This window comes from Rubrivivax gelatinosus IL144 (assembly GCF_000284255.1).
Taxonomy (GTDB): domain Bacteria; phylum Pseudomonadota; class Gammaproteobacteria; order Burkholderiales; family Burkholderiaceae_C; genus Rubrivivax; species Rubrivivax gelatinosus_A.
In genome coordinates this window covers 4,515,360-4,537,577 of record NC_017075.1, presented here as the reverse complement: position 1 = coordinate 4,537,577, position 22,218 = coordinate 4,515,360, and the positions used below count along the sequence as shown (strand labels likewise).

Below are 22,218 nucleotides of genomic sequence, written 5' to 3'. Positions count from 1 at the left end.
CGGCCGGGCTTTTTCATGCCTGCGCGGCAGGCCTCAGAGGCCCAGCGCTGCGCGGTCGACGGCGTGGTTCTGGCCGCCCTTGCTGGCGATCTTCAGCGCGCCGATGCGGTTGCCCAGCGCGGCGCAGCGTTCCAGGTCCCAGCCGCGCTCCAGGCCGTAGAGCAGGGCGGCGCGGAAGGAGTCGCCGCAGCCGGTCGGGTCGACGACCTCGCGGGCCGCCACGCCCGGCACCTCGCGGCGCTCGCCGTCGGTCCAGATCTCGCAGCCGCGCTCGCCCAGCGTCACGACGACGCCCTTGAGGTTCGAGCGCGACAGGCCGGCGAGGTCGGTGCCGATGCGTTCGCAGAGGATGCGGCCTTCGTAGTCGTTGACCGCCACCCAGCTCGCGATCTCGACCATGCGGCGCAGCGCCGGGCCGTCGAACATCGGCAGCTGCTGGCCCGGATCGAAGATGAACGGGATGCCGGCGGCGTGCATCTGCTCGGCGTGTTCGCCCATCGCCTCGCGGCCGTCGGGCGAGATGATGCCGATCTTCAGGTCGGCGCGCGCCGGCACCTTGGCCTGGTGCGCGTTCTGCATCGCGCCCGGGTGGAAGGCGGTGATCTGGTTGTTCTGGACGTCGGTGATGATCATCGCCTGCGCCGTGTACGAGGCCTCGTCGACCATCACCAGCGAGGTGTCGGCGCCCCAGCCCTTCATGCGCGTCAGGTACTCGCCGCCGTCGCTGCCCAGCGCGGCCATCACGACGGACTCGCCGCCGAGTGCCTGCAGCGTGTAGGCGATGTTGCCGGCGCAGCCGCCGAACTCGCGCCGCAGCGTCGGCACCAGGAACGACAGGTTCAGGATGTGCATCTGCTCCGGCAGGATCTGCTCGGCGAAGCGGCCGGGGTAGGTCGTGATGGTGTCGAATGCGAGCGAACCGCAGATCAGCGCGGGCATGGGCAACTCCGGGGGGATGGCGCGCGACCGGCGCGCGGGGTCAGGGGTAGAAGATCTCGATCGTATAGCCGGCCACCGGCTTGCCGGCCGTGGTCAGCGTGACCTGGATCGGCATTTCGGCCGCCGGTGCGACGGCCGACACGCGAAGTCCGGCCTGCTCGGGCGTTAGTACGCGGCGCGCGACGATGCCGCCGCGGCTGTCGGACAGCGTCAGGTCCAGCGACGGCATCGCCAGCGGCAGCGCCGAGCGGTTGCGCAGCAGCAGTTGCAGCTGGTACATCGCCGTGCCTTCGACACGCACCAGGCCGCTGCTCTCGACGCTCAGGCCCTCGATCGCACGCGGGGCGCCGATCGTGCAGTCCGGCGCCCGGCACAGCGCCTCGAGCGCGGGACGGGCGGCCGGCCAGCGGGCGGCGACGAAGTCGCGGTATTCGTAGGCCGCCTGGGCGACCAGGCCGACGGTGCCCAGCACGCAGACCGCGGCGAGTGCGGCGCGCACCTGCGGCCGGCGCCAGCGCTCGCGGCGCTCGGCGTGACGCAGGAAGGCCGGCTTGGGCTCGGGTGCCGGGGCGGCCGGCGCCGGAGCCGGAGCCTCGAGCGGCGGCGCCGGTTCGTCGAACGGCAGCTCGGCGTTGCGCGCCGGCGGCTCGTCGAAATCCGGCGCGTCGGTCAGGGTCTCGCCGGCCGGCGACGGGGGCGGCAGATCCCAGGCCGGCTCGGTGTCCTCCGGCGTGCGTTCCAGCAGCACCGTCTCGGCGTGGGTCTCGTCGGCCGCCTCGTCGTGCGGCGCTGTGGCCGGAGGTGCAGGCGCCGCAGACGCCGGCGTCGGGGATGGCGGCGGAGGAAGCTCCAACTCGACGTCCCAGGGCGCACGAGGGTCGGACGCCAGGCTCGGCGCCGCCGGCTCCGGATCGCGCTGCGGCGGCGGGACCGGCGTCTCGACGTCGAGGTCGACCAGGTTCTGTATCGCGTTGAAGACCTCGCCGCAACGGCCGCAGCGAACCCAGCCGTCGGAGACCCGAAGCTGGTCCTGCACCACACGGAAGACGGTACCGCAGGACGGGCACCGGGCGGCGAGCGTCATGCGGCGATCATGCCATGCGCGATGCCGTCATCAGGATCCAGCCGTCCTCGCGGTCGCTCACTTCGAGGGTCAGGAACGGCGCGTACGCGGCCTTCAGCTCGTCGGCCTGGCGCTCCAGGATGCCGGCCAGCACCAGCGAGCCGCCCGGCGCGACGAAGCCGGCCAGCAGCGGCGCCAGCAGCTTCAGCGGCGTGGCCAGGATGTTGGCCAGCACCAGCGGGTAGGCGCCGCCGGCAGCGTCGGGCAGCCCGGCGTTCAGCATCACGCCGTTGGCCGTGGCGTTGGCGCGCGTCGAGTCGACGGCCGCCGGGTCGATGTCGACCGCGTCGACCGCCGCCGCGCCGTGCAGCGCCGCGGCGATCGCCAGGATGCCCGAGCCGCAGCCGTAGTCGAGCACGCGGCTCCAGGACCGGGCGTGCGCGGCGATCCAGCGCAGGCACATGCGCGTCGTCGGGTGCGTGCCGGTGCCGAAGGCCAGCCCCGGGTCGAGCCGGATCACGCGTTCGGCCGCCGCCGGCGGTTCGTGCCAGCTCGGCACGATCCAGAAGCTGGGCGTGATCTCGACCGGGCCGAACTGCGACTGGGTGATGCGCACCCAGTCCTGCTCGGCCACCGGCTCCAGCGCCTGCAGCGACAGGCCTTCGGTCCAGTCCTGGGCCAGCAGCAGCGTCGCGGCACGTTCGGCCGCGGCTTCGTCCTCGAACAGCGCGCGCAGCGTCGAGCGGTCCCAGCCCGGCCGCGGCGCCGGCATGCCGGGTTCGCCGAACAGCGCCTGCTCGGCCTCGGTGCCGGCGTCGGCGTCCTCGACCGAGACCGACAGCGCGTCCAGGTCGTCGGACAGCGCGTCGGAGACGGCTTCCACCAGCGCCTCGGGGGCGCGCAGGACCAACTCGTACATCATGAGTCCCTCCCCGTAGCGCCTTCGGCGCTCCCCCCCGAGGGGGGCGCCGCCAGCGGCCCGGCAGAGCCGGCTCCGCGGCGGCCGCTTGATGGCGGCGTCGGACCCGTCATCTCTTATGTTGGGCTAGCCAACCCTCGAGGTAATGGATGCTGGTGCCGCCTTCGATGAACTTGGCGTCCAGCATCAGCTCGCGGTGCAGCGGGACGTTGGTCTGGATGCCTTCGATCACCGTCTCGCTGAGCGCGCTGCGCATGCGGGCCAGCGCCTGCTCGCGCGTGTCGCCGTGCACGATGACCTTGCCGATCATCGAGTCGTAGTTCGGCGGCACGTAGTAGTTGGCGTAGGCATGCGAGTCGACGCGCACGCCGGGGCCGCCCGGCGGGTGCCAGGTCGTGATCCGGCCCGGCGACGGCGTGAACTTGTAGGCGTCCTCGGCGTTGATCCGGCACTCGATCGCGTGGCCGCGCAGCTGGATGTTGCGCTGCGCGAAAGGCAGCTTCTCGCCGGCGGCGATGCGGATCTGCATCTGCACGATGTCGATGCCGGTCACGAGTTCGGTCACCGGGTGCTCGACCTGCACCCGCGTGTTCATCTCGATGAAATAGAACTCGCCGTTCTCGTAGAGGAACTCGAAGGTGCCGGCGCCGCGGTAGCCGATCTTCTTGCAGGCGGCCGCGCAGCGTTCGCCGACGCGTTCGACGATGCGCCGCGGGATGTTCGGCGCCGGCGCTTCCTCGATGACCTTCTGGTGGCGGCGCTGCATCGAGCAGTCGCGCTCGCCGAGCCACACCGCGTTGCGGTAGTTGTCGGCGAGGATCTGGATCTCCACGTGGCGTGGGTTCTCCAGGAACTTCTCCATGTAGACGGCCGGGTTGCCGAAGGCGGCACCGGCTTCGGTGCGCGTCGTCTGCACGGCGTTCAGCAGCGCCGCCTCGGTGTGCACGACACGCATGCCGCGGCCGCCGCCGCCGCCGGCGGCCTTGATGATCACCGGGTAGCCGATGGCACGCGCCTGGCGGATGATCTCCTTCGGGTCCTCGGGCAGCGCGCCCTCGGTGCCGGGCACGCAGGGCACGCCGTTCCTGATCATCGCCTGCTTGGCCGACACCTTGTCGCCCATCATGCGGATCGCCTCGGGCGTCGGCCCGATGAAGACGAAGCCGCTCTTCTCGACACGTTCGGCGAAGTCGGCGTTCTCGCTCAGGAAGCCGTAGCCGGGGTGGATCGCCTCGGCGTCGGTGACCTCGGCCGTCGAGATGATCGCCGGCATGTTGAGGTAGCTCTGCGCCGACGGCGCCGGGCCGATGCAGACCGCCTCGTCGGCGAGCTTGACGTACTTGGCCTCGCGGTCGGCTTCGGAATAGACGACGACCGACTTGATGCCCATCTCGCGACAGGCCCGCTGGATGCGCAGGGCGATCTCGCCCCGGTTCGCAATGAGGATCTTCTTGAACACGGCGGTCGCGCTTACTCGACGATGAACAGCGGCTGGCCGAACTCGACCGGCTGGCCGTTCTCGCACAGGATGCGCAGGATGCGGCCCGAGCAGTCGGCTTCGATCTCGTTCATGATCTTCATCGCCTCGATGATGCAGACCGGCTCGCCTTCCTTGATCTGCTGGCCGACGTCGGCGAAGGGCTTGGCGCCCGGGCTGGAGGCACGGTAGAAGGTGCCGACCATCGGCGACTTGATGACCTTGCCTTCGGGCTCGGCCGGCGCTGCCGGTTCGGCGGCGGCCGGCGCGGCGGCGGCCGGGGCCGGCGCGGCGACCGGCGCGGCGGCGACCATCGGCGCCATCGCGACCGTCGCGACACCACCCTTGACGATGCGGACCTTGCCCTCGGCTTCGGTGATCTCGAGTTCGGAAATGTTCGACTCGGAAACGAGGTCGATGAGCGTCTTGAGCTTTCTCAGGTCCATGTCGGTCCTCTTCTGACGGGGCGGGGGTGTCCCGCACTGAAACTTGGGTGAGCGGCGTAGCCTGAACCCGTGTCGGGCCCGGCTGGCTGCGGCCGGTCAATATCTCTGGTCGATCGGCGCGCTTCTGATGCCTATTTTCCAGATCTGCAAGGCGCTTGGGGCGTCGGGGCGGAGCCCGCGGCCTTGCGGAGACGGCGGGACTCTACGCCAATTTGGTTGCAGATGGCAGCAAATTATCGAAGATCGCTCAAAACAGCCCGCGCGGGCGGGGTGGCGATCAGGCGAGCCAGGACTCGAGCTCGGCTTCGGTCGTTTCGCCGAACTTGTGGCGGATCTGCCGCCCGGTCGGCGCCATCAGCACCGTGTACGGCAGCCCGCTGCCCGGGTTGCCGAGGCCTTGGGACAGGCCGATGCCGGCGAAACCGGCGATCGCGATCGGGAACGAGATCGGGCTGCGCTCCAGGAAACGGCGCACCGGCTCGGCTTGATCAATGGCAATTCCGAGAATGGTGACGTCGCTGCGGCGGCGCTGCAAGCGGTCCAGCGCCGGCATCTCCTTGACGCAGGGCGGGCACCACGGCGCCCAGAAATTGACGATCAGCGGCCGGCCGCGCAGCCCGGCCAGTGCCAGTTCGCTGCCGTCCGGGCGCGGGTAACGCGCTGCCCACAGCGCTTCTTCGCCGGGGTCCAGCCGACGGCCGTCGAACCAGCGCCAGGCCAGCCCGGCGCCGACGCCGCCCACCGCGGCGGCCAGCAAGGCGCGGCGGATCATGCGCCGTCCTCCGCCAGCAATCGCTCCAGCGCCGCCAGGTCGCCGCGCCAGCTGCGCCCGCGTGCATCGGGTTTCAGCGCACCGCGCAGCGCGTCGTGTTCGTTGACGACGAGCTGTAGCGTGACGATCTCGCCGAGTTCGGCGTTGCGGCTGCCGACGATCAGCACCGAGGTCTCGGGTGCGCCCGGGCGTTCGATGCTGGCGACGTCGTAGTCGACGCCGGCGTTGATCAGCGCGATCTCGGCGGCCTTGGAATCGTCGCAGTACAGGTCGATGAGCACCGCCGAGCGCCGCGTCGCGGTGCCGCGCCAGGTGGCGCCGGCCAGGTGCGGGCGGAACTCGGCCAGCCGGCGCATCCAGACGCGCGCCGTCTCGCGCAGCGCGCGCAGCTCGGCCGGCTGGGTGTCGGCGCAGAACAGCTCCAGATAGGCGCGGACCTCGTCCTCGACTTCCTCGTTGCTCGGCAGCTCGCCGGCGCGGCCGGCGCGGCGACCCAGGTCGCGCGCCGCCTTGCGTTTGGCGGCGGCGTACTCCAGGCCGTCCTCGACGACCAACCGTGCCGCGGCGGCAGCGATCTCGGCCTGGTGACTCACGGCAGCTCCACCGCGCCCATGCGCGCGACGATGGTCTGCGCGCGCCCGGCGACGTAGCCCGAGTTGGGCTTCTTCTCGAAACGTTTGGGCGCCGGCAGCATGACCGCCAGGCGCGCCGCCTGCGTCGCCGACATGCGCTGGGCGTCGACGCGGAAGTAGTGGCGCGCGGCGGCCTGGGCGCCGAACACGCCTTCGCCCCATTCGACGTTGTTCAGATAGATCTCCAGGATGCGCTGCTTGGACAGGAAGGCCTCGAGCATCATCGTGATCGCGAACTCCTGAGCCTTGCGCAGGGCTGTTCGTTCGCCCGACAGCAGCAGGTTCTTGGCCAGCTGCTGGGTGATCGTCGAGCCGCCGACGATCTTGGCGGTCTTCGCGCGGCCGGCCTCGAAGCGCGCCTCGGCGCGCTGGTTGCGCTCCCAGGCCTGTTCGATCGCGTCCCATTCGACGCCGGAATGTTCGGCGAAGCCGGCGTCCTCGCTGGCGATGACGGCGCGCTGGATCGCCGTGCCCAGGCGCTCGCGCGGCACCCAGTCCTGCGTCCAGTCCAGGCGATGCTGCTCGACGAGCAGCCGCCAGGCCTCGCTGCGCTGGAAGGCGGTGGACTGCGGATCGAAGACGGCCATCGCGGCGACGCGCAGCGCGAAGAACGCCTGCAGCGCCAGGCCGCAGACGACGACGAGCACGGCCAGCCGCCAGACCTGGCGCTTCACGCCTTGGCCTCCACGCGCGCGCGCAGCGCGGCCAGCACCGGCGCCGTCTCGGGGCGCACGCCGCGCCAGAACCAGAAGGCTTCGGCCGCCTGCTCGACGAGCATGCCCAGGCCGTCGCGCGAGCGTGCGCCGGCGGCGCGTGCCCAGGCGAGAAAGGGCTCGGCCGCCGGCCCGTACATCAGGTCGACGGCGAGTGCGCCCGGCGCGAGCACCGAGGCCGGCACCGGCACCGCCGCGCCGGCCAGGCTGCTGGCGCTGGCGTTGAGCACGATGTCGTAAGCCGTGCCCGGCGCGTCCAGCCCGGCGGCGGCGAGTTGGCAGCCGTGTTCGGCGGCCAGCAACATGTGGCGTGCGATCAGCGCCGCGGCGCGGCCGGGCGTGCGGTTGACGACGGTGACGGCGGCGGCGCGTGCCTCGATCAGCGGCCCCAGCACGCCGGCGGCGGCACCGCCGGCGCCGATCAGCAGCACACGCTGGCCGGCGACCGGCTGGCCGGCGTGCAGTTCCAAGTCGCGCACCAGGCCGATGCCGTCGCTGTTGTCGGCGCTCCAGCCTTCGGCGTCGAAACGCAGCACGTTGGCCGCCTGGGCCAGCGCGGCGCGCGGCGTCACGCGGGCGGCCAGGCGCGGGGCCTCGAACTTGAACGGCACGGTGACGTTGCAGCCTCGGGCGCCGCCGGCGGCGAAGGCGCGCAGCGTCGCCTCGAAGCCGTCGAGCGGGCATTCGACGCGGCCGTAGTCGACGGCCTCGCCGGTCTGGCGTGCGAACTCGGCGTGGATGAAAGGCGACTGGCTGTGCGCCACCGGGTGGCCGAGCACAGCGTAGCGATCGGGAGCGGTCATACGGGTCACGGGGCTCAGCGGGCGAGCGGAATCGTTTCCAGGCCTTCCTCGCGCGTGAAGCGGAAGCGCGAGGTGACGACGATCTGGTCGGCCTGGCGGCGCATCGCGGCGGTGAAGGGGCCGAAAGGCGCTGCGGCGCGCACGATGGCCATCGCCTGCTGGTCGAGCACACGCGAGCTGCTCGGGCGCACGATCTCGGTGTCGACGACACGCCCGGCGGCGTCGACGGTGACGTTCATCACCAGCTCGCCGTAGAGCTTGACGCCGTTGCGTTCGGGGAAGTTGCGCGTGCCGCGGTCCTCGATGCGCCGGCGCAGCAGGTCGTAATACAGCGCGTAGACCTCCTCGCGTGTCGCCGGGCTGATGTAGCGCTTGCGCGGGCGCGCGTTCTCTTCGTTGATGCGCTTCTCGATCTCGGCGAGCATCTGCAGCAGCTGGCGGCGGTGCTCCTCGCGCTCGCGCTCCTGCGGGCTGCCGGTGTCGCGCCGCGGGTCCGGCGGCGGCAGCGCGGCGAGTTCGCGCCGCATCTGGGCCAGCAACTGCTGCTGCTGCTCCTGCAGGTCCTCGATGCGCTTGCGGGCGTCGTCGGCGGCGTCGCCGGCCTGGGTCTGGTGCGAGCGCGGCAGCGGCGAGCTCGCGCGGCCGCGCGCCGCGTCGCCGCCGCCGGCCAGGCGCACCTGGGCGATGGCCTGGGCTTCGGTCGGCTCCTCGTTGGAGCGTGCGTTGACGAGGATGACGTCCAGCGGCGTGTCGCGGAACACGCGGTTGAAGGCCTCCGGGTCGACGAAGCGCACCGTCAGCAGCACGCCGTGCACGGCGACGGACGCCAGCAGCGCCCATTGCAGCGCCGACAGCCTGGCCAGCGCGTCGAACTTAAGCGGCGGCATCTCCGGCAGGGGCGTCGTTGACGTCGATGGCCAGCGTCAGCGGGCCGACGGCCTCGGCTTCGTCGTCGACCTCGGCCACCGCTTCGGGCGGTTCGTCCTCGATGCGTGCGACGAGCGAGGCGTGCAGGTCCAGCGTCAGCAGGTCGATGCCGGCGACGCGTGCACGCAGCCGCGCGCCGCGCGGCCAGTCCTCGGTGCCGGGCACGCGGAAGACCAGCGGCAGCGTCTCCGCGCGCACCAGCCCGCCTTTCATCACCGCGGCCTCGAGTTCGGTGACGCCGTTCTGCTCGATCCAGCGCAGCGTCCAGAAACGCTCGATGCCGTGCTGGAAGTCGTTGTAGGCCGAGTAGGCGGCGTCGAAGCCCGAGATGATCGAGAACAGCGACGCGTCCTTGGGCCGGAAGGGCGCCGCCAGCGCCGCGGTGCGGCCGTGGCGCGCGCAGGCGATGATCTGCCACTGGTTGACGAGGTCGACGTAGCGCCGCAGCGGCGACGTGGCCCAGGTGTACTGCGCCACACCCATGCCGGCGTGCGGCGCCGGCTTGGTGCCCATGCGCACCTTGATGCCCGGCAGCAGGCTGGCCTGGCTGCGGTAGATGCCGGGCACGCCGCATTCGGCCAGCCAGCCGCCCCAGCGGCTGTTGGCCAGGATCATCGCTTCGGAGACGATCAGGTCCAGCGGCGCGCCGCGCTGCCGGGTCGTGATCTGCACACGCTCGCTGCCGTCCGGCTCGGCGACGTTGCCTTCGAGGCGGAAGTTGTAGTCCGGGCGGTTGAAGTTCTCGGGCTTGCCGCGCACGATTTCGCGCGCCGCCTTCAGCGCCTTCGCGAAGCGCCAGCAGAAGGCCAGTTCGGCGGCGAAGGCGTAGTCGGCCGGCGCCTCGCCGGCCAGCGTCGCCTCGGTGATGACGTCGTCGAGCTTGTCGTGGCGCAGGTTGGCGACGATCGGCACGCGCTCCAGCCTGGTCTCGACGGCACGCACCTCGAAGGTCGTTTCGTCGACCGTCGCATACAGGCTGACGGCCGGGCAGTCGCGGCCTTCGATCAGCGTGTAGGCCTGCACGACCTCGTCGGGCAGCATCGTGATCTTCCAGCCCGGCATGTAGACGGTGGACAGACGGTCGCGCGCAACCTTGTCGACCGGCGACTCGGGCTGCACCGCCAGGCCCGGCGCGGCGATGTGCACGCCGAAGACCACGGTGCCGGTGCCCAGGCCCTGGATCGACAGCGCGTCGTCGATCTCGGTCGTCTGCGAGTCGTCGATCGAGAAGGCCTGCACGGCGGCCAGCGGCAGCTCGTCCTTGATCGCCGGCGCGGCCAGCGCCGGGAAGCCGGTGCCCTGCGGGAAGGTCTCGAACAGGAAGCGCCGCCAGTGGAACTGGTAGGGGCTGTCGATCGCGCCGGCGTCCTTCAGCAGGTCCAGCGGCGCGCGCTGGGTGCGCTTGGCGGCCTCGACGACGGCCTTGTACTCGGGCGCGTTCTTGTCGGGCTTGAAGAGGATGCGGTAGAGCTGCTCGCGCACCGGCGGCGGGCACTCGCCGGCGGCGATCTCGCCGGCCCAGGCCTCGATCTGCGCCGCGAGCTGCTTCTTGCGCTCGATGCCCAGCAGCGCCGCCTTCACCGTCTCCTCGGGCGCCTTGCGGAACAGGCCCTTGCCGAGGCGGCGGAAGTAGTGCGGCGCCTCGAACAATCGGAACAGCGCCGCGGCCTGCTTGTCGGGGCCTGCCGAGGCTTCGAAATAGTCGCGTGCCAGGTCGGCGAAACCGAACTCACCTTCCGGCGCGAACTCCCAGGCGAGGTCGAGGTCGATTTCCGCCGCCAGCGCCTGCGCCTGGGCGATCAGCTCGGCCGGGGCCGGCTTCTCGAAGCGCAGCAGCACGTTGGCCGCCTTCACCTTCACGCGTTTGCCGGAATCGAGCTCGATCTGCATCGAGCTCTCGGCTTCGGACATCACGCGGCCGGCGTGGAATTTCCCGGCGTCGTCGAACAGGGCATAAGTCACCGGGCGATTGTCCACCAGCGGCCGGGGCGCCGGGCTCGCCGGATTGCCGGGTTTCGATCGGTGTCATGTCCTGTGTGCACGGCTGGCCACTGGCGTTGCTGCTGCCGAGGCGGGCCACGGACACCGGGCAGCCGGCTCGCTCCATGTCCCCCGGCCGGGCTGCGCCCGGCCTCCTCCTGATACTTCCGCGATCCGGCCGCCCGGCGTCCGCGGCCGGCACCGCCGAGGCGTCGGGCAGCTGGCGTGCGGTGTGCAACAGCCGGTTCGGGCCGGTCGGCGGGGCGTGTCCCGGAGTGAAGTAAAGGAGGAGACCCGGCCCCCGGCCGGGGCGGGGGACATGAACGCAGGGACACGCCCCGTCGGCCGGCCTCGCGCCGCCGCTGGCGCGAAAACCGTGCGTGTAGCCCGCTACACCGTCATCCCGCCCGAGACTTCCAGCACCGCACCGTTGACATAGCTGGCCTCGTCGCTGGCCAGGAAGGCGTAGACGGCGGCGATCTCCTCGGGCCGGCCCAGGCGCTGCAGCGGCACCTGCTCGCGCATGTGCTCCAGCACCTTGGCCGGGATCGTCTCCAGGATCGGCGTCGCGACGAAGCCCGGGGCGACGGCGTTGACGCGCACGCCCTTGGGGCCGAGCTCGCGGCTCCAGGTCTTGGTGAAGCCGATGACGCCGAACTTGGACGCGGCGTAATTGGTCTGGCCGAAGTTGCCGTAGATGCCGACGACGCTGCTGGCGTTGAGGATCACGCCCGAGCCCTGCTCGATCATGATCGGCGCCACCGCCTGCGCGCAGTGGAAGACGCCTCGCAGGTTGACGTCGATGACGGCGTCGAACTGCTCCTCGCTCATCTTCACCAGCCGCGCGTCGCGCGTGATGCCGGCGTTGTTGACCAGCACGTCGATGCGGCCGTATTTCGCCTTCACCGCGGCGACCATCGCGTCGACCTGGGCGCGCACGGTCACGTCGACCGCCAGGCTCTCGGCGGCGCCGGGCACGGCGTCGGCGCGCCGGTCGCAGGCGACGACGACGGCGCCTTCGGCCGCGAACTTGGCGACGGTGGCCGCGCCGATGCCTTGCGCCGCGCCGGTGACGATGCAGACCTTGTCCTTCAATCGCATAGCCGCAGATACCTCAGCAGGTGGGGAAGGTGCTCGTCGAAGTCCGAGAGCGCGTGGTCGCTGCCCTCGACGAGGCGGATCGTCGCGCCGGCATAGCGCGCGTGCATCTCGCGCCAGTCCAGCAGCTCGTCGCCGGTGGCGACGACGGCGAAGTAGCGCTCGGGCCGGGTGATCGCCGGCGGGCGCAGCGCACGCAGCTCGTCGACGTACTCGGGCAGGAAGAAGAAGCTCTCCTCCGGCTTGTGGAACTGCTTGTTCTCGCCGATGTAGGCCGCGAGGTCGCGCGCCGGGTCGACGGCCGGGTTCAGCACGCCGGCCGTCCAGCCGCGTGCCTCGGCGACCGCGGTGGCGTAGAAGCCGCCGAGCGAGCTGCCGACCACGACCGAGGTCGCCGGCCAGTCGGCCGTGCCCTCGAGCAGCATCGCCACCGCGGCACGCGGCGACGGCGGCAGCTGCGGGCTCCAGAACTTCAGCTCCGGGCGGTGCTCGGCCAGCCAGGCGCCGACGCGCCGCGCCTTCGCCGACTGCGGCGAGGAGCGGAAGCCGTGCAGATACAGCAGGTGGGTCGGCGCGCCGCTCACTGATGGCCCTGCAGCGCCGCCAGCAGCTTGCCGTGGATGCCGCCGAAGCCGCCGTTGCTCATGCAGACGACCTGGTCGCCGGGCCGCGCGGCGCGTGCGATCGCGGCCACCAGCGCGTCCACCGTGTCGGCCGTCGCTGCCTTGGCGCCCAGCGGCGCCAGCGCTTCCTTGACGCTCCAGCCCCAGTCGCCCTGCAGGCCGAAGGCGAGGTCGGCGTCTTCCAGCGCCCAGGGCAGCTGGGCCTTCATCGTGCCGAGCTTCATCGTGTTCGAGCGCGGCTCGAAGACGGCCAGGATGCGCGCTGCGCCGACCTTGCGGCGCAGGCCGTCGATCGTCGTGCGCATCGCCGTCGGGTGGTGGGCGAAGTCGTCGTAGACCTTGACGCCGCCGGCCTCGCCGCGCAGCTCCAGCCGCCGGCGCACGTTCTGGAAGCTCGCCAGCGCAGCCGCCGCGGTCTCGGGCGCGACGCCGGCGTGCTCGGCGGCGGCGATCCCCGCCAGCGCGTTGAGCTGGTTGTGCTCGCCCAGCAGCGCCCATTCGACGCGGCCGATCTTCAGGCTGCCGCGAAGCACGTCGAAGGCGTGCGGCTCGCCGCGTGCACGCAGCGCGCCGGGCTCCTCTCGCTTCGGCCCGAAACGCTGCACCTCGCTCCAGCAACCGCGTTGCAGCACACGCTGCAGCGCCTCGTCGCGCGCGTTGACGACCAGCCGGCCGCTGGCCGGCACGGTGCGCACGAGGTGGTGGAACTGGGTCTCGATCGCCGCCAGGTCCGGGAAGATGTCGGCGTGGTCGTGCTCGAGGTTGTTCAGGATCGCCGTGCGCGGCCGGTAGTGCACGAACTTGCTGCGCTTGTCGAAGAGCGCCGTGTCGTACTCGTCAGCCTCGATGACGAAGAACCGGCCGCCGCCCAGGCGCGCCGAGACGCCGAAGTTCAGCGGCACGCCGCCGACCAGGAAACCCGGCTCCAGCCCGGCCTGCTCGAGGATCCAGGCCAGCATCGAGGTCGTCGTCGTCTTGCCGTGCGTGCCGGCGACGGCCAGCACGTGGCGGCCGAAGAGCACGTTCTCGGCCAGCCACTGCGGCCCGCTGGTGTAGGCGGCGCCGGCGTCGAGCACGGCTTCCATCAGCGGGTTGCCGCGCGTGACGACGTTGCCGACGACGAAGACGTCGGGTTTCAGCGCCAGCTGCTCGGCACCGAAACCTTCGATCAGCTCGATGCCGAGCGAGCGCAGCTGGTCGCTCATCGGCGGGTAGACGTTGGCGTCGCAGCCGGTCACGCGGTGGCCGGCTTCGCGGGCGAGGGCGGCGATGCCGCCCATGAAGGTGCCGCAGATGCCGAGGATGTGGAGATGCATCCGGGCATTCTAGGCAGCCGGCCCCGGAGGGCCGGCCGCGGCCTGACGCCTGGGCGTCAGGGTTCCAGCGAACGCTTCAGGAAGGCCGCGAGGCGATTCATGAAGTCGACCTGGCTTTCCAGCTCGACGAAGCCGTGGCCCTCGAAGGGATAGTCGAGGCGTTCGATCTTCACCCCGGCCTTGCGCGCGGCGTCCTCGAAGTCGTCGGCGTGCTGCTTCGGAACGCGGCGGTCGTAGCCGCCCTGGGCCAGCAGCACCGGCACCTTGATGTCGGCGACGCGCTCGACCGGCGAGTTCGCGCGCAGCATCGCCGCGTCCTTGTCCGGGTCGCCGATCATTTGCGGCATGCCGTAGTGCAGCTGGTTGCGGGTCACGTCCGCGCGCGCGCTGGTGAACATCAGCTGGATGTCGGTGACGCCGGCGAAGCTGGCGGCACAGCGATAGGTGTCCGGGTGGCGCACCGGCCCCATCAGGGCGGCATAGCCGCCGTAGCTGGCGCCGAAGATGCAGACGCGCTTGGCGTCGATCAGCCCTTCCTTGGCGGCCCATCGCACCGCGTCCTGCAGGTCGTCCTGCATCGCCTGGCCCCATTGCTTGAACCCGGCCGTGAAGTGGCGGGTGCCCAGGCCCAGGGTGCCGCGGAAGTTCGGCTCGATGACCCGCCAGCCGTTGGCCGCCAGGAACTGCGCCCAGGCATCCCAGGTCCGGTTGGCGCCTTGGACCCAGGGGCCGCCGTGCACCAGCACGACGGCGGGCAGGGCTTCCTTGGCGTCGTGGCCCGCCGGATGCGTCACGACCACCGGCATCGCCAGCCCGTCGCGCGCCTGGATCCAGTGGAAGCTGCGCCGCCCCTGCGTCGCCGGGTCGATCGCCGGGCGCACGCTGCCGATCGGCGAGATCGACTTCTTCTCGTCGTCGTAGAGCAGGAACTCGCCCGGGTTCCGGTCGGACTGCGACAGCACGACGAAGAAGCGCGAGCTGTCGCAGCGGCCGCAGCGCACGTGGTTGAAGCGGTCGGGCAGTGCCTTGTCGACGGACTGCTGGATCGCCGCCACGCGATCGCTGAACCAGACCGTGGTCGGGCGGTCCGCCGTCAGGGTGGCGCCGACGACCTTGCCGGCGCGCTTGTCGACGATCGTGCCGTCGACGTCGTAGCGCGCCACGCGCAGCAGCGGTTCGGGGTCGATCTGACCCTTGCTCAGGTCGAGCACGTGCAGGCCGTTGGTCTCGCCGCCGATCGCCGCCCCGACGACGAGGTCCTTGTCGCCTTCGATCTGGATCGGCGACAGCGTGTCGCTGTCCAGCACGTTGCGGTCCCAGACCGGTTCCCAGGCATCCTTCGCCGCGCGATGCACGAACAGCCGGTCGCGGTCCTTGGACTGCACGCGCACGACACGCGGCGTGCCGTGAACGTCGAACTCCCAGGCGATGCCGTTGAGCGAGATCCCGCCGCCCAGGACGATGGGCGTCATCACGCCGGTCTTGGTGTTGACCCGGCCCAGGCGCACGCCGCTCGGGTCGCCCATGGCGTCGAACTTGGTCTCGGTCATGATGACGTCGGCGCTGCCGTCGTCCAGGGCTTCCAGGAAGTTCCAGGCGTAGGACAGGACGTGCGAGCGGATCTTGGAAGCGCCGCGGGAGTAGCTGTGCGAGCTCAGCATCACCTCGTCCTGACCGTCGTGGTCGATGGCGAAGATCGCGCTGCCGTTCTCGCGGATCTGGGTGTCCCACTCGGTGACGCGCAGGATCATGCGGTCGTCGTTGACCCAGTGCACCCAATCGACCGAGGCGCGGTCGTAGGACTGCAGCACGCGCGGCGGCTTGGTCGGCGGCAGGTCCATCACCGCCAGGGCGTTGCGGCCCTTGTCGTTGTGCAGCACCAGCGCCAGCCGGTTGCCCGACGGGGACAGCTTGGCGGCGGAGAACTGGGCCTGCGCGACGTAGGCCGTGGGATCGACGGCCTGGGCCGACAAGGCGCTGCCCAGCAGGCAGGCGACGAAGAGGCGGCCGATCCAGCGGCCGGTCCCGTGTAGCAATCGCATTGAACACACTCCCTGATCGGGCCGGCACTCTGGGGTCGGCTCCGCGCCGCAGTCTAAGCAGCGCCCGGTGGCCCGGGCCCGGCCGTCGGTCAAGAAGTGCCGCGGGCGAGGCAGCGTCGCAACGAAAACGGCCGCCCGAAGGCGGCCGTGCGTCCCGATCTGCGGGGTATCAGCCGCGCAGCGCCGCCAGCGCCGCCGCCTTCGTCGCCGCCAGGTCGGCGTCGGTGTGCGCGGCGCTGACGAAGCCGGCTTCGTACATCGCCGGCGCCAGGTAGACGCCGTGGTCCAGCATGCCGTGGAAGAAGCGGTTGAAGCGCTCCTTGTCGGTGGCCATCACCTGGGTGTAGTTCTGCGGCAGCGTGTCGGCGAAGAAGAAGCCGAACATGCCGCCTTCGCTGTCGGTGACGATCGGCACGCCCGCCTCGCGGCCGGCCTCGGCGATGCCCTGCACCATCTTCTGCGTCTTGGCGGTCAGCGCCTCGTAGAAGCCGGGCTTGGTGATCTCGGCCAGCGTCGCCAGGCCGCAGGCCGTGGCCACCGGGTTGCCCGACAGCGTGCCGGCCTGGTAGACCGGGCCCAGCGGCGCGAGCTGCTTCATCACGTCCTTCTTGCCGCCGAAGGCCGCCAGCGGCATGCCGCCGCCGATGACCTTGCCGAAGACCGTCATGTCGGGCTCGAAGCCCGGGATCAGCTTGGCGTAGACGCTCTGTGCGCCGCCCAGCGCGACGCGGAAGCCGGTCATCACCTCGTCGAACACCAGCAGCGCGCCGTGCTTGGTGCACAGCTCGCGCAGCTTGGTCACGAACGGCACAGAGGCGCGCACGAAGTTCATGTTGCCGGCGATCGCCTCCAGCATCACGCAGGCGATCTCGTCGCCCTGGGCGGCGAAGGTCTCCTCGAGCTGCTCGACGTTGTTGTATTCGAGCACCAGCGTGTGCTGCACGACCTCGGCCGGCACGCCGGCGGAGGTCGGGTGGCCGAAGGTCGCCAGGCCCGAGCCGGCCTTGACCAGCAGCGCGTCGGCGTGGCCGTGGTAGCAGCCCTCGAACTTGACGATCTTGCTGCGGCCGGTGACGCCGCGCGCCAGGCGCAGCGTGCTCATGCCGGCTTCGGTGCCGCTGGAGACCAGGCGCACCTGCTCGATGCTCGGCACCTGGGCGATGATGGCCTCGGCGAGTTCGATCTCGCGCTCGGTCGGCGCGCCGAAGCTGAAGCCTTCGAGCAGCGCCTTCTGCACCGCTTCGAGCACCGCCGGGTGGCCGTGGCCCAGGATCATCGGGCCCCAGGAGCCGATGTAGTCGATGTAGCGCTTGTCTTCGGCGTCCCAGATGTACTGGCCCTCGGCGCGGGCGATGAAGCGCGGCGTGCCGCCGACGGCGCGGAAGGCGCGCACGGGCGAGTTGACGCCGCCGGGAATGACGGCCTGGGCGCGGGCGAAGAGCTGTTCGTTGGTGGTCATCGAGAGGTTTTCAGTGCACGCGCCGCGGGGCGCCTTGGGTCTTGGGATCGTCGAAACCGGGATCCGGCTCGTCGGGGCCGGGTTCGGGCTCGCCGTCTTCGGCCGGCGGCAAAGCCCAGAAGAAGCGGTCGGGCACGACGTTGCCCATGCCGGGGCGGAAACCCGCGTCCAGGCTCTGGTCGAGGAAGGACAGGGCTTCGCCCACCGCCGCCTGCAGCTCGCTGCCGGCGGCCAGGAGTGCGGCCAGGGCCGCGGAGAGCGTGTCGCCCGCGCCGACGAACGCGGTGTCGAAACGCTCGAACTTCTCGCCGGTCAGTGCGCCTTGCGGCGACGCCAGCACGTTGTCGATGTACTGCTCGTGGCCCTTGCTGGCCAGCATCACGCCGGTGACGAGCACGTAGCGCGTGCCGTGTTCGCCGGCGGCGACCGCGAGTTCACGCGCCGACGGCGGACGCTCGCTGTCCCAGTCGGGCAGCAGGAAGTCCTGCAGCGTCTTGTGGCTGCCCACCAGCACCTCGGTGGCCGGCAGGATCAGCTCGCGGAAGGCGTCCAGGTAGGGCTGCAGCTGTTCCTCATCCAGCCAGGACAGGCTGGGCAGGTAGGCCACCAGCGGCACGTCGGCGTAATCCGAGAGCACCTCGGCGACGGCGCTCACCGTCTCGGCGTTGCCCAGGAAACCGACCTTCCAGCCGGAGATCGTGACGTCTTCGAGGATGGTGCGCGCCTGCTCGACGACGGCGTCGTCGTCGATCTCGTGGTGGTCGAAGACCTCGGCCGTGTCGCGCATCACGATCGAGGTCACGACCGGCAGCGCGTGCGCGCCCATCGCCGCTATCGTCGAGACGTCGCCGGCCAGCCCGCCGGCACCGCTGGGGTCGCTGGCGTTGAAGCTGATCACGCACGCCGGCGGCGGCGGTTCCTGCGCGGGATCCTGCAGCTCCGTGGCGGGGGTGGGGTCGGGGGTCATCTCGCTGCCTTTGCCAGCCCGTGCCCGACAGCGTTGCCGGACCTCGAGCGAAGCCTGAAGAATGGTGCGTATGTCCTCACAAATCCTTGATTTTTCTTGGATATGCGTGACTACAATCGTTGCCCATTGTAGTGAGTGACCGCCCCGACGTGAGCCAAAGCCGAACCTGGATGTGTCTGATCTGCGGCTGGATCTACGACGAAGCCGTCGGCGATCCGGAACATGGCATTGCCGCGGGCACCGCATGGGCCGACGTTCCGATGAATTGGACCTGTCCGGAATGCGGCGCCCGTAAAGAAGATTTCGAAATGGTCGAAATCTGATGTCCAGCGGCGGCCATCGTGACGGCCGCGCTCTCCTTTTCGACAGGTGGGCAGTGACGTGAACGAAGCCGTGCCCTCGGGCGCCAAGGTCCTCGTGATCGACGACAGCAACACGATCCGGCGCAGCGCCGAGATCTTCCTGCGCCAGGGCGGCCACGAGGTCGTGCTCGCCGAAGACGGCTTCGACGCGCTCGCCAAGGTCAATGACCACGACCCCCAACTGATCTTCTGCGACATCCTGATGCCGCGGCTGGACGGTTACCAGACCTGCGCCATCATCAAGCGCAACCCGCGTTTCGCGAAGGTCCCGGTCATCATGCTGTCGTCCAAGGACGGTCTGTTCGACAAGGCCCGCGGCCGCATGGTCGGCTCCGAGGACTACCTGACCAAGCCCTTCACCAAGGAACAGCTGCTGCGCGCGGTGGAGGCTTTCCGCCGCACCGCCGCCTGAAGCCGCGGCCGCCGCCGCACCGTCAGAACACCCAACTCCGCCCGCCGATGGCCATCCGCAACATCCTCGTCGTCGACGACTCGAAGACCGAGCTGCACCACCTGTCGGACATCCTCGGCAAGCGCGGCTACGCCGTGCGCACCGCCGAGAACGGCGACGAGGCCATGCGCCGCCTCGAGGAGCAGCTGCCGGATCTGATCCTGATGGACGTCGTGATGCCGGGCCAGAACGGCTTCCAGCTCACGCGCCAGATCACGCGCGATCCGCGCTACGCCGAGGTGCCGGTGATCATGTGCACCAGCAAGGGCCAGGAGACCGACAAGGTCTGGGGCCTGCGCCAGGGGGCACGCGACTACATCGTCAAGCCGGTGCAGGCCGACGAGCTGCTCGCCAAGATCCGCGCTTTCGACTGACACGATGGCCAAGCGCGACGCCCTGCGGGAGTTGCAGAGCCGCCTGGCGCAACGGCTGAGCGCCGTGCGCACCGAGGCGCCGTCGGCGTCGTGGCTGGCCATCGAGTGCGCCGGCGTCGGCCTGCTGCTGCCGCTGGCCGGAGCCGGCGAGATCTTCCCGGTCGGCACGATCGCGCCGGTGCCGCACACCCGGCCGTGGTTCGTCGGCGTCGCCAACCTGCGTGGCGGGCTGCACGGCGTCGTCGACTTCGCCGCCTTCCTCGGCCTGCGGCCGACCCAGGCCGCGGCCGAGGGCGTGCGCGAGCAGGCCCGGCTGCTGGCCCTGAACCCTTCCGTCGGCAGCCATGTGGCGCTGCTGTTCGAGCGCCTGGCCGGCCTGCGCACCGCGGCCCAGCTTCAGCGCGAGCCCGACGACGAGCTGTCGCGCCCGTCGTTCGCCGGCCCCCGATGGCGCGACGACCGTCAGCGCGTGTGGCAGGAGATCGATCCGGCCGCGCTGGTGCAGCACGAACAGTTTCTCGGCATCGCCCGATGACGAACGCCGCGAGGACCGAATGAGCCTTCTCGACAAGCTGAAGAGCCCCGCGCGGGGCCGCACCCCGACGCCGCCGGCGCCTTCACCCGAAGCCCTCACCGTCGCCGGCGACGCGATGGACGCGACGATCCGCCTCGGCCCCGGCACGCTGGCGCCGGCCGAGACCCGGGCCGACGACTCGTCGATCATCTCCGAGGCCGCGCCGTCCGAGCTGGCCGGCGAGTATGTCAACACCCGCGCGCCCGAGGACGGCGCGCCGGCCGCGGCCACCGGGCTGCCCTTCGTCGGCGGCCTGCCGGTGGCGCGCCAGCAGCAGCTGATGGCCTTCGCCTTCGGCATCGGCCTGACCGGGCTGGTGCTCAGCGGCGGCGCCGGCATCGTCGCCGCCAGCCGCAGCGCGCAGCAGGTGTCGGCCGCCGGCCAGGCCCAGACGCAGTCGCAGCGCCTGGCCAAGTCGGTGACGCAGGCGCTGCTGGGCACGCCGCAGGCCTTCGGCGAACTGAAGGAAAGCGTCGAGATCCTGGTGCGCAACGTGCACGGCCTGGCCGAAGGCGGCGAGGTGCCGGCGGTCTCGGGCGAGCACGCCGATCGAGTCGAGGCGCTGCTGCCGATGGTCGACCGCGCCGACAAGAGCGCGCGTGCGGTGCTCGCCCAGCAGAAGACGCTGACCCAGGTCGGCGCCGCGCTGCGCACGATCAACCGCCAGTCGGCCGACCTGCTGGAGACCGCCGAGACGGTGTCCTCGCTGAAGCTGCAGAGCGGCGCCTCGGCCGGCGAGCTGTCGGCCGTCGGCCAGCTCGTCATGCTGACCCAGCGCATCGGCAAGAGCGCCAACGAGTTCCAGACCACCGAAGGCGTCAGCGCCGAGGCCGTGTTCCTGCTCGGCAAGGACCTGAACTCCTTCCGCGAGATCGCCCAGGGCCTGCTCGACGGCAGCCCCGAGCTGCGCCTGCCGGGCACGCGCGAGCCGCAGGCCCGCGAGCAGCTGCAGCAGCTGATCGCCCAGTACGACAAGACGCGCACCGAAGCCGGCGCCATCCTCGGCAACCTGCAGGGGCTGGTCGGCGCGCGCGAAGCGCAGGCGGCCATCGTGCGCGACAGCGAACCGCTGCGCCGCGGCCTCGACGAGCTGCAGGGAGAGCTCGCCGGCTCCGGCGGCCTGCGTGCCGCGATCCTGATCCCCGGCGTGCTGTCGGCGCTGCTGCTGGCCGCCGGCGCCTTCGGCCTGCTGCGCCTGTTCGTCGCCGACCAGACCGCGCGCGCCCGCCTCGCCGAAGGCCAGCGCCTGGAAGCCGAACGCCAGGAGCTGGAGGCCAAACGCGTCAACGACGCCAACCAGGCCGCCATTCTTCGTCTGATGAACGAGCTGCAGACCGTCGCCGAGGGCGACCTGACGCAGCAGGCCACCGTCACCGAGGACATCACCGGCGCGATCGCCGACTCGGTGAACTACACCGTCGAGGAACTGCGTTCGCTCGTCACCTCGGTGCAGAGCACGGTGGCGCGCGTGACCGACACCACGCAGCAGGTCGAGCAGACCTCGTCCGAGCTGCTCGCCGCGTCGACCGAACAGCTGCGCGTCATCCGCGAGACCGGCGAGTCGGTGCTCGGCATGGCCAGCCGCATCACCGAGGTGTCGGCCGACGCCCAGCGCACCGCCGAGGTCGCGCGCCAGTCGCTGGAGGCCGCGGCCACCGGCCAGCAGGCGGTGCAGAACACGATCGGCGGCATGAACTCGATCCGCGACCAGATCCAGGAGACCTCCAAGCGCATCAAGCGCCTGGGCGAGAGCTCGCAGGAGATCGGCGAGATCACCGAGCTGATCTCGGACATCACCGAGCAGACCAACGTGCTGGCGCTGAACGCCGCCATCCAGGCCGCCAGCGCCGGCGAGGCCGGCCGCGGCTTCAGCGTCGTCGCCGAGGAAGTGCAGCGCCTGGCCGAACGGTCCGCCGAGGCGACGCGCAACATTGCCGCCATCGTGCGCACCATCCAGACCGACACCCAGGACGCGGTGGCCGCGATGGAGCGTTCGACGCAGGGCGTGATCGAAGGCGCGCGGCTGTCCGACGCCGCCGGCAGCGCGCTGGCCGACATCGACCGCGTGACGCGCGAACTGGCCGAGCTGATCGCGCGCATCGCCGCGCAGGCTTCCAGCGAAGCCGAGTCCGCCGGCGGCGTGGCCGAGAACATCCAGCACATCTTCGCCGTCACCGAGCAGACCGGCGAGGGCACGCGCTCGACGGCGCAGATGGTGCACGAGCTGTCGCGCGCCGCCGAGCAGCTGCGCGCGTCGATCGCGCGCTTCAAGATCGCCTGA

22 protein-coding genes are annotated in these 22,218 nt (G+C 71.0%); 5 read left to right on the top strand and 17 right to left on the bottom strand.

Annotated features, from left to right (window positions below; genetic code table 11):
- Window positions 1-33: 33 nt before the first annotated feature.
- The 17 genes from RGE_RS20610 to thiD form a co-directional block, all read right to left on the bottom strand.
- Complete coding sequence (locus RGE_RS20610) at window positions 34-939, bottom strand: carbohydrate kinase family protein (RefSeq protein ID WP_014430414.1); 906 nt, start codon at window positions 937-939, stop codon at window positions 34-36.
- Window positions 940-979: 40 nt separating this feature from the next.
- A complete protein-coding gene (locus RGE_RS24350; protein WP_014430413.1) occupies window positions 980-2,023 on the bottom strand; it encodes a zinc-ribbon and DUF3426 domain-containing protein in 1,044 nt (347 codons plus the stop codon).
- Window positions 2,024-2,030: 7 nt separating this feature from the next.
- Window positions 2,031-2,921: a 50S ribosomal protein L11 methyltransferase gene (gene prmA / locus RGE_RS20600; RefSeq protein WP_043785888.1), complete on the bottom strand. Its 891-nt coding sequence runs from the start codon at window positions 2,919-2,921 to the stop codon at window positions 2,031-2,033.
- Between the two features lie 109 nt (window positions 2,922-3,030).
- Complete coding sequence (gene accC, locus RGE_RS20595) at window positions 3,031-4,380, bottom strand: acetyl-CoA carboxylase biotin carboxylase subunit (protein WP_014430411.1); 1,350 nt, start codon at window positions 4,378-4,380, stop codon at window positions 3,031-3,033.
- A gap of 11 nt (window positions 4,381-4,391) precedes the next feature.
- A complete protein-coding gene (gene accB / locus RGE_RS20590; RefSeq protein ID WP_014430410.1) occupies window positions 4,392-4,844 on the bottom strand; it encodes an acetyl-CoA carboxylase biotin carboxyl carrier protein in 453 nt (150 codons plus the stop codon).
- A gap of 277 nt (window positions 4,845-5,121) precedes the next feature.
- A complete protein-coding gene (locus tag RGE_RS20585) occupies window positions 5,122-5,616 on the bottom strand; it encodes a TlpA family protein disulfide reductase (RefSeq protein WP_014430409.1) in 495 nt (164 codons plus the stop codon).
- Entirely contained in the window at window positions 5,613-6,209 is a 597-nt protein-coding gene (locus tag RGE_RS20580; RefSeq protein ID WP_014430408.1) for a hypothetical protein, read from the bottom strand. Before RGE_RS20580 ends, RGE_RS20585 begins: the two co-directional genes overlap by 4 nt.
- A complete protein-coding gene (gene mtgA, locus RGE_RS20575) occupies window positions 6,206-6,922 on the bottom strand; it encodes a monofunctional biosynthetic peptidoglycan transglycosylase (protein ID WP_014430407.1) in 717 nt (238 codons plus the stop codon). Before mtgA ends, RGE_RS20580 begins: the two co-directional genes overlap by 4 nt.
- On the bottom strand, window positions 6,919-7,764 hold the full coding sequence (aroE, locus tag RGE_RS20570; RefSeq protein ID WP_043784343.1) for a shikimate dehydrogenase: 846 nt from the start codon (window positions 7,762-7,764) through the stop codon (window positions 6,919-6,921). Before aroE ends, mtgA begins: the two co-directional genes overlap by 4 nt.
- A gap of 14 nt (window positions 7,765-7,778) precedes the next feature.
- Window positions 7,779-8,651, bottom strand: coding sequence for an energy transducer TonB (locus tag RGE_RS20565; protein ID WP_014430405.1), 873 nt, complete (start codon window positions 8,649-8,651; stop codon window positions 7,779-7,781).
- Window positions 8,638-10,653 carry a ribonuclease catalytic domain-containing protein gene (locus RGE_RS20560; protein ID WP_014430404.1) on the bottom strand — a complete coding sequence of 672 codons (2,016 nt, stop codon included), beginning with the start codon at window positions 10,651-10,653 and terminating at the stop codon, window positions 8,638-8,640. The genes RGE_RS20565 and RGE_RS20560 overlap by 14 nt, the downstream gene beginning before the upstream one ends.
- Window positions 10,654-11,061: 408 nt before the next feature.
- Window positions 11,062-11,772: a beta-ketoacyl-ACP reductase gene (locus RGE_RS20555; RefSeq protein ID WP_014430403.1), complete on the bottom strand. Its 711-nt coding sequence runs from the start codon at window positions 11,770-11,772 to the stop codon at window positions 11,062-11,064.
- Window positions 11,763-12,353 (bottom strand): YqiA/YcfP family alpha/beta fold hydrolase, encoded by a 591-nt coding sequence (locus RGE_RS20550; RefSeq protein WP_014430402.1) that lies wholly within the window; start codon window positions 12,351-12,353, stop codon window positions 11,763-11,765. The genes RGE_RS20555 and RGE_RS20550 overlap by 10 nt, the downstream gene beginning before the upstream one ends.
- A complete protein-coding gene (gene mpl / locus RGE_RS20545) occupies window positions 12,350-13,708 on the bottom strand; it encodes a UDP-N-acetylmuramate:L-alanyl-gamma-D-glutamyl-meso-diaminopimelate ligase (protein WP_014430401.1) in 1,359 nt (452 codons plus the stop codon). The genes RGE_RS20550 and mpl overlap by 4 nt, the downstream gene beginning before the upstream one ends.
- 56 nt (window positions 13,709-13,764) lie before the next feature.
- Window positions 13,765-15,750 (bottom strand): alpha/beta hydrolase family protein, encoded by a 1,986-nt coding sequence (locus tag RGE_RS20540; protein ID WP_014430400.1) that lies wholly within the window; start codon window positions 15,748-15,750, stop codon window positions 13,765-13,767.
- Between the two features lie 169 nt (window positions 15,751-15,919).
- Window positions 15,920-17,209, bottom strand: a complete 1,290-nt coding sequence (hemL, locus tag RGE_RS20535; protein ID WP_014430399.1) for a glutamate-1-semialdehyde 2,1-aminomutase — start codon at window positions 17,207-17,209, stop codon at window positions 15,920-15,922.
- A gap of 10 nt (window positions 17,210-17,219) precedes the next feature.
- On the bottom strand, window positions 17,220-18,176 hold the full coding sequence (gene thiD, locus RGE_RS20530; protein WP_014430398.1) for a bifunctional hydroxymethylpyrimidine kinase/phosphomethylpyrimidine kinase: 957 nt from the start codon (window positions 18,174-18,176) through the stop codon (window positions 17,220-17,222).
- 170 nt (window positions 18,177-18,346) lie between these two features.
- Here thiD and RGE_RS23845 point away from each other — a divergent pair, with 170 nt between their 5' ends.
- The 5 genes from RGE_RS23845 to RGE_RS20510 are packed head-to-tail and all read left to right on the top strand — an operon-like array spanning window position 18,347 to window position 22,218.
- Window positions 18,347-18,499, top strand: coding sequence for a rubredoxin (locus RGE_RS23845; protein ID WP_081487558.1), 153 nt, complete (start codon window positions 18,347-18,349; stop codon window positions 18,497-18,499).
- A gap of 58 nt (window positions 18,500-18,557) precedes the next feature.
- Window positions 18,558-18,950, top strand: coding sequence for a response regulator (locus RGE_RS20525; protein WP_014430396.1), 393 nt, complete (start codon window positions 18,558-18,560; stop codon window positions 18,948-18,950).
- 47 nt (window positions 18,951-18,997) lie between these two features.
- On the top strand, window positions 18,998-19,363 hold the full coding sequence (locus RGE_RS20520) for a response regulator (protein WP_014430395.1): 366 nt from the start codon (window positions 18,998-19,000) through the stop codon (window positions 19,361-19,363).
- A gap of 4 nt (window positions 19,364-19,367) precedes the next feature.
- Window positions 19,368-19,898, top strand: coding sequence for a chemotaxis protein CheW (locus RGE_RS20515; RefSeq protein WP_014430394.1), 531 nt, complete (start codon window positions 19,368-19,370; stop codon window positions 19,896-19,898).
- A gap of 19 nt (window positions 19,899-19,917) precedes the next feature.
- The gene (locus tag RGE_RS20510; protein ID WP_014430393.1) at window positions 19,918-22,218 is read left to right on the top strand and encodes a methyl-accepting chemotaxis protein; all 2,301 of its coding nucleotides are present in this window, start codon (window positions 19,918-19,920) and stop codon (window positions 22,216-22,218) included.

What these genes read in the sequence shown, in the direction of transcription:
- RGE_RS20610 (WP_014430414.1), bottom strand. Translation starts at nt 939, where the DNA reads ATGCCCGCGCTGATCTGCGGTTCGCTCGCATTCGACACCATCACGACC.
- RGE_RS24350 (WP_014430413.1), bottom strand. Translation starts at nt 2,023, where the DNA reads ATGACGCTCGCCGCCCGGTGCCCGTCCTGCGGTACCGTCTTCCGTGTG.
- prmA (WP_043785888.1), bottom strand. Translation starts at nt 2,921, where the DNA reads ATGTACGAGTTGGTCCTGCGCGCCCCCGAGGCGCTGGTGGAAGCCGTC.
- accB (WP_014430410.1), bottom strand. Translation starts at nt 4,844, where the DNA reads ATGGACCTGAGAAAGCTCAAGACGCTCATCGACCTCGTTTCCGAGTCG.
- RGE_RS20585 (WP_014430409.1), bottom strand. Translation starts at nt 5,616, where the DNA reads ATGATCCGCCGCGCCTTGCTGGCCGCCGCGGTGGGCGGCGTCGGCGCC.
- aroE (WP_043784343.1), bottom strand. Translation starts at nt 7,764, where the DNA reads ATGACCGCTCCCGATCGCTACGCTGTGCTCGGCCACCCGGTGGCGCAC.
- RGE_RS20565 (WP_014430405.1), bottom strand. Translation starts at nt 8,651, where the DNA reads ATGCCGCCGCTTAAGTTCGACGCGCTGGCCAGGCTGTCGGCGCTGCAA.
- RGE_RS20555 (WP_014430403.1), bottom strand. Translation starts at nt 11,772, where the DNA reads ATGCGATTGAAGGACAAGGTCTGCATCGTCACCGGCGCGGCGCAAGGC.
- mpl (WP_014430401.1), bottom strand. Translation starts at nt 13,708, where the DNA reads ATGCATCTCCACATCCTCGGCATCTGCGGCACCTTCATGGGCGGCATC.
- RGE_RS20540 (WP_014430400.1), bottom strand. Translation starts at nt 15,750, where the DNA reads ATGCGATTGCTACACGGGACCGGCCGCTGGATCGGCCGCCTCTTCGTC.
- hemL (WP_014430399.1), bottom strand. Translation starts at nt 17,209, where the DNA reads ATGACCACCAACGAACAGCTCTTCGCCCGCGCCCAGGCCGTCATTCCC.
- thiD (WP_014430398.1), bottom strand. Translation starts at nt 18,176, where the DNA reads ATGACCCCCGACCCCACCCCCGCCACGGAGCTGCAGGATCCCGCGCAG.
- RGE_RS23845 (WP_081487558.1), top strand. Translation starts at nt 18,347, where the DNA reads ATGTGTCTGATCTGCGGCTGGATCTACGACGAAGCCGTCGGCGATCCG.
- RGE_RS20520 (WP_014430395.1), top strand. Translation starts at nt 18,998, where the DNA reads ATGGCCATCCGCAACATCCTCGTCGTCGACGACTCGAAGACCGAGCTG.
- RGE_RS20515 (WP_014430394.1), top strand. Translation starts at nt 19,368, where the DNA reads ATGGCCAAGCGCGACGCCCTGCGGGAGTTGCAGAGCCGCCTGGCGCAA.
- RGE_RS20510 (WP_014430393.1), top strand. Translation starts at nt 19,918, where the DNA reads ATGAGCCTTCTCGACAAGCTGAAGAGCCCCGCGCGGGGCCGCACCCCG.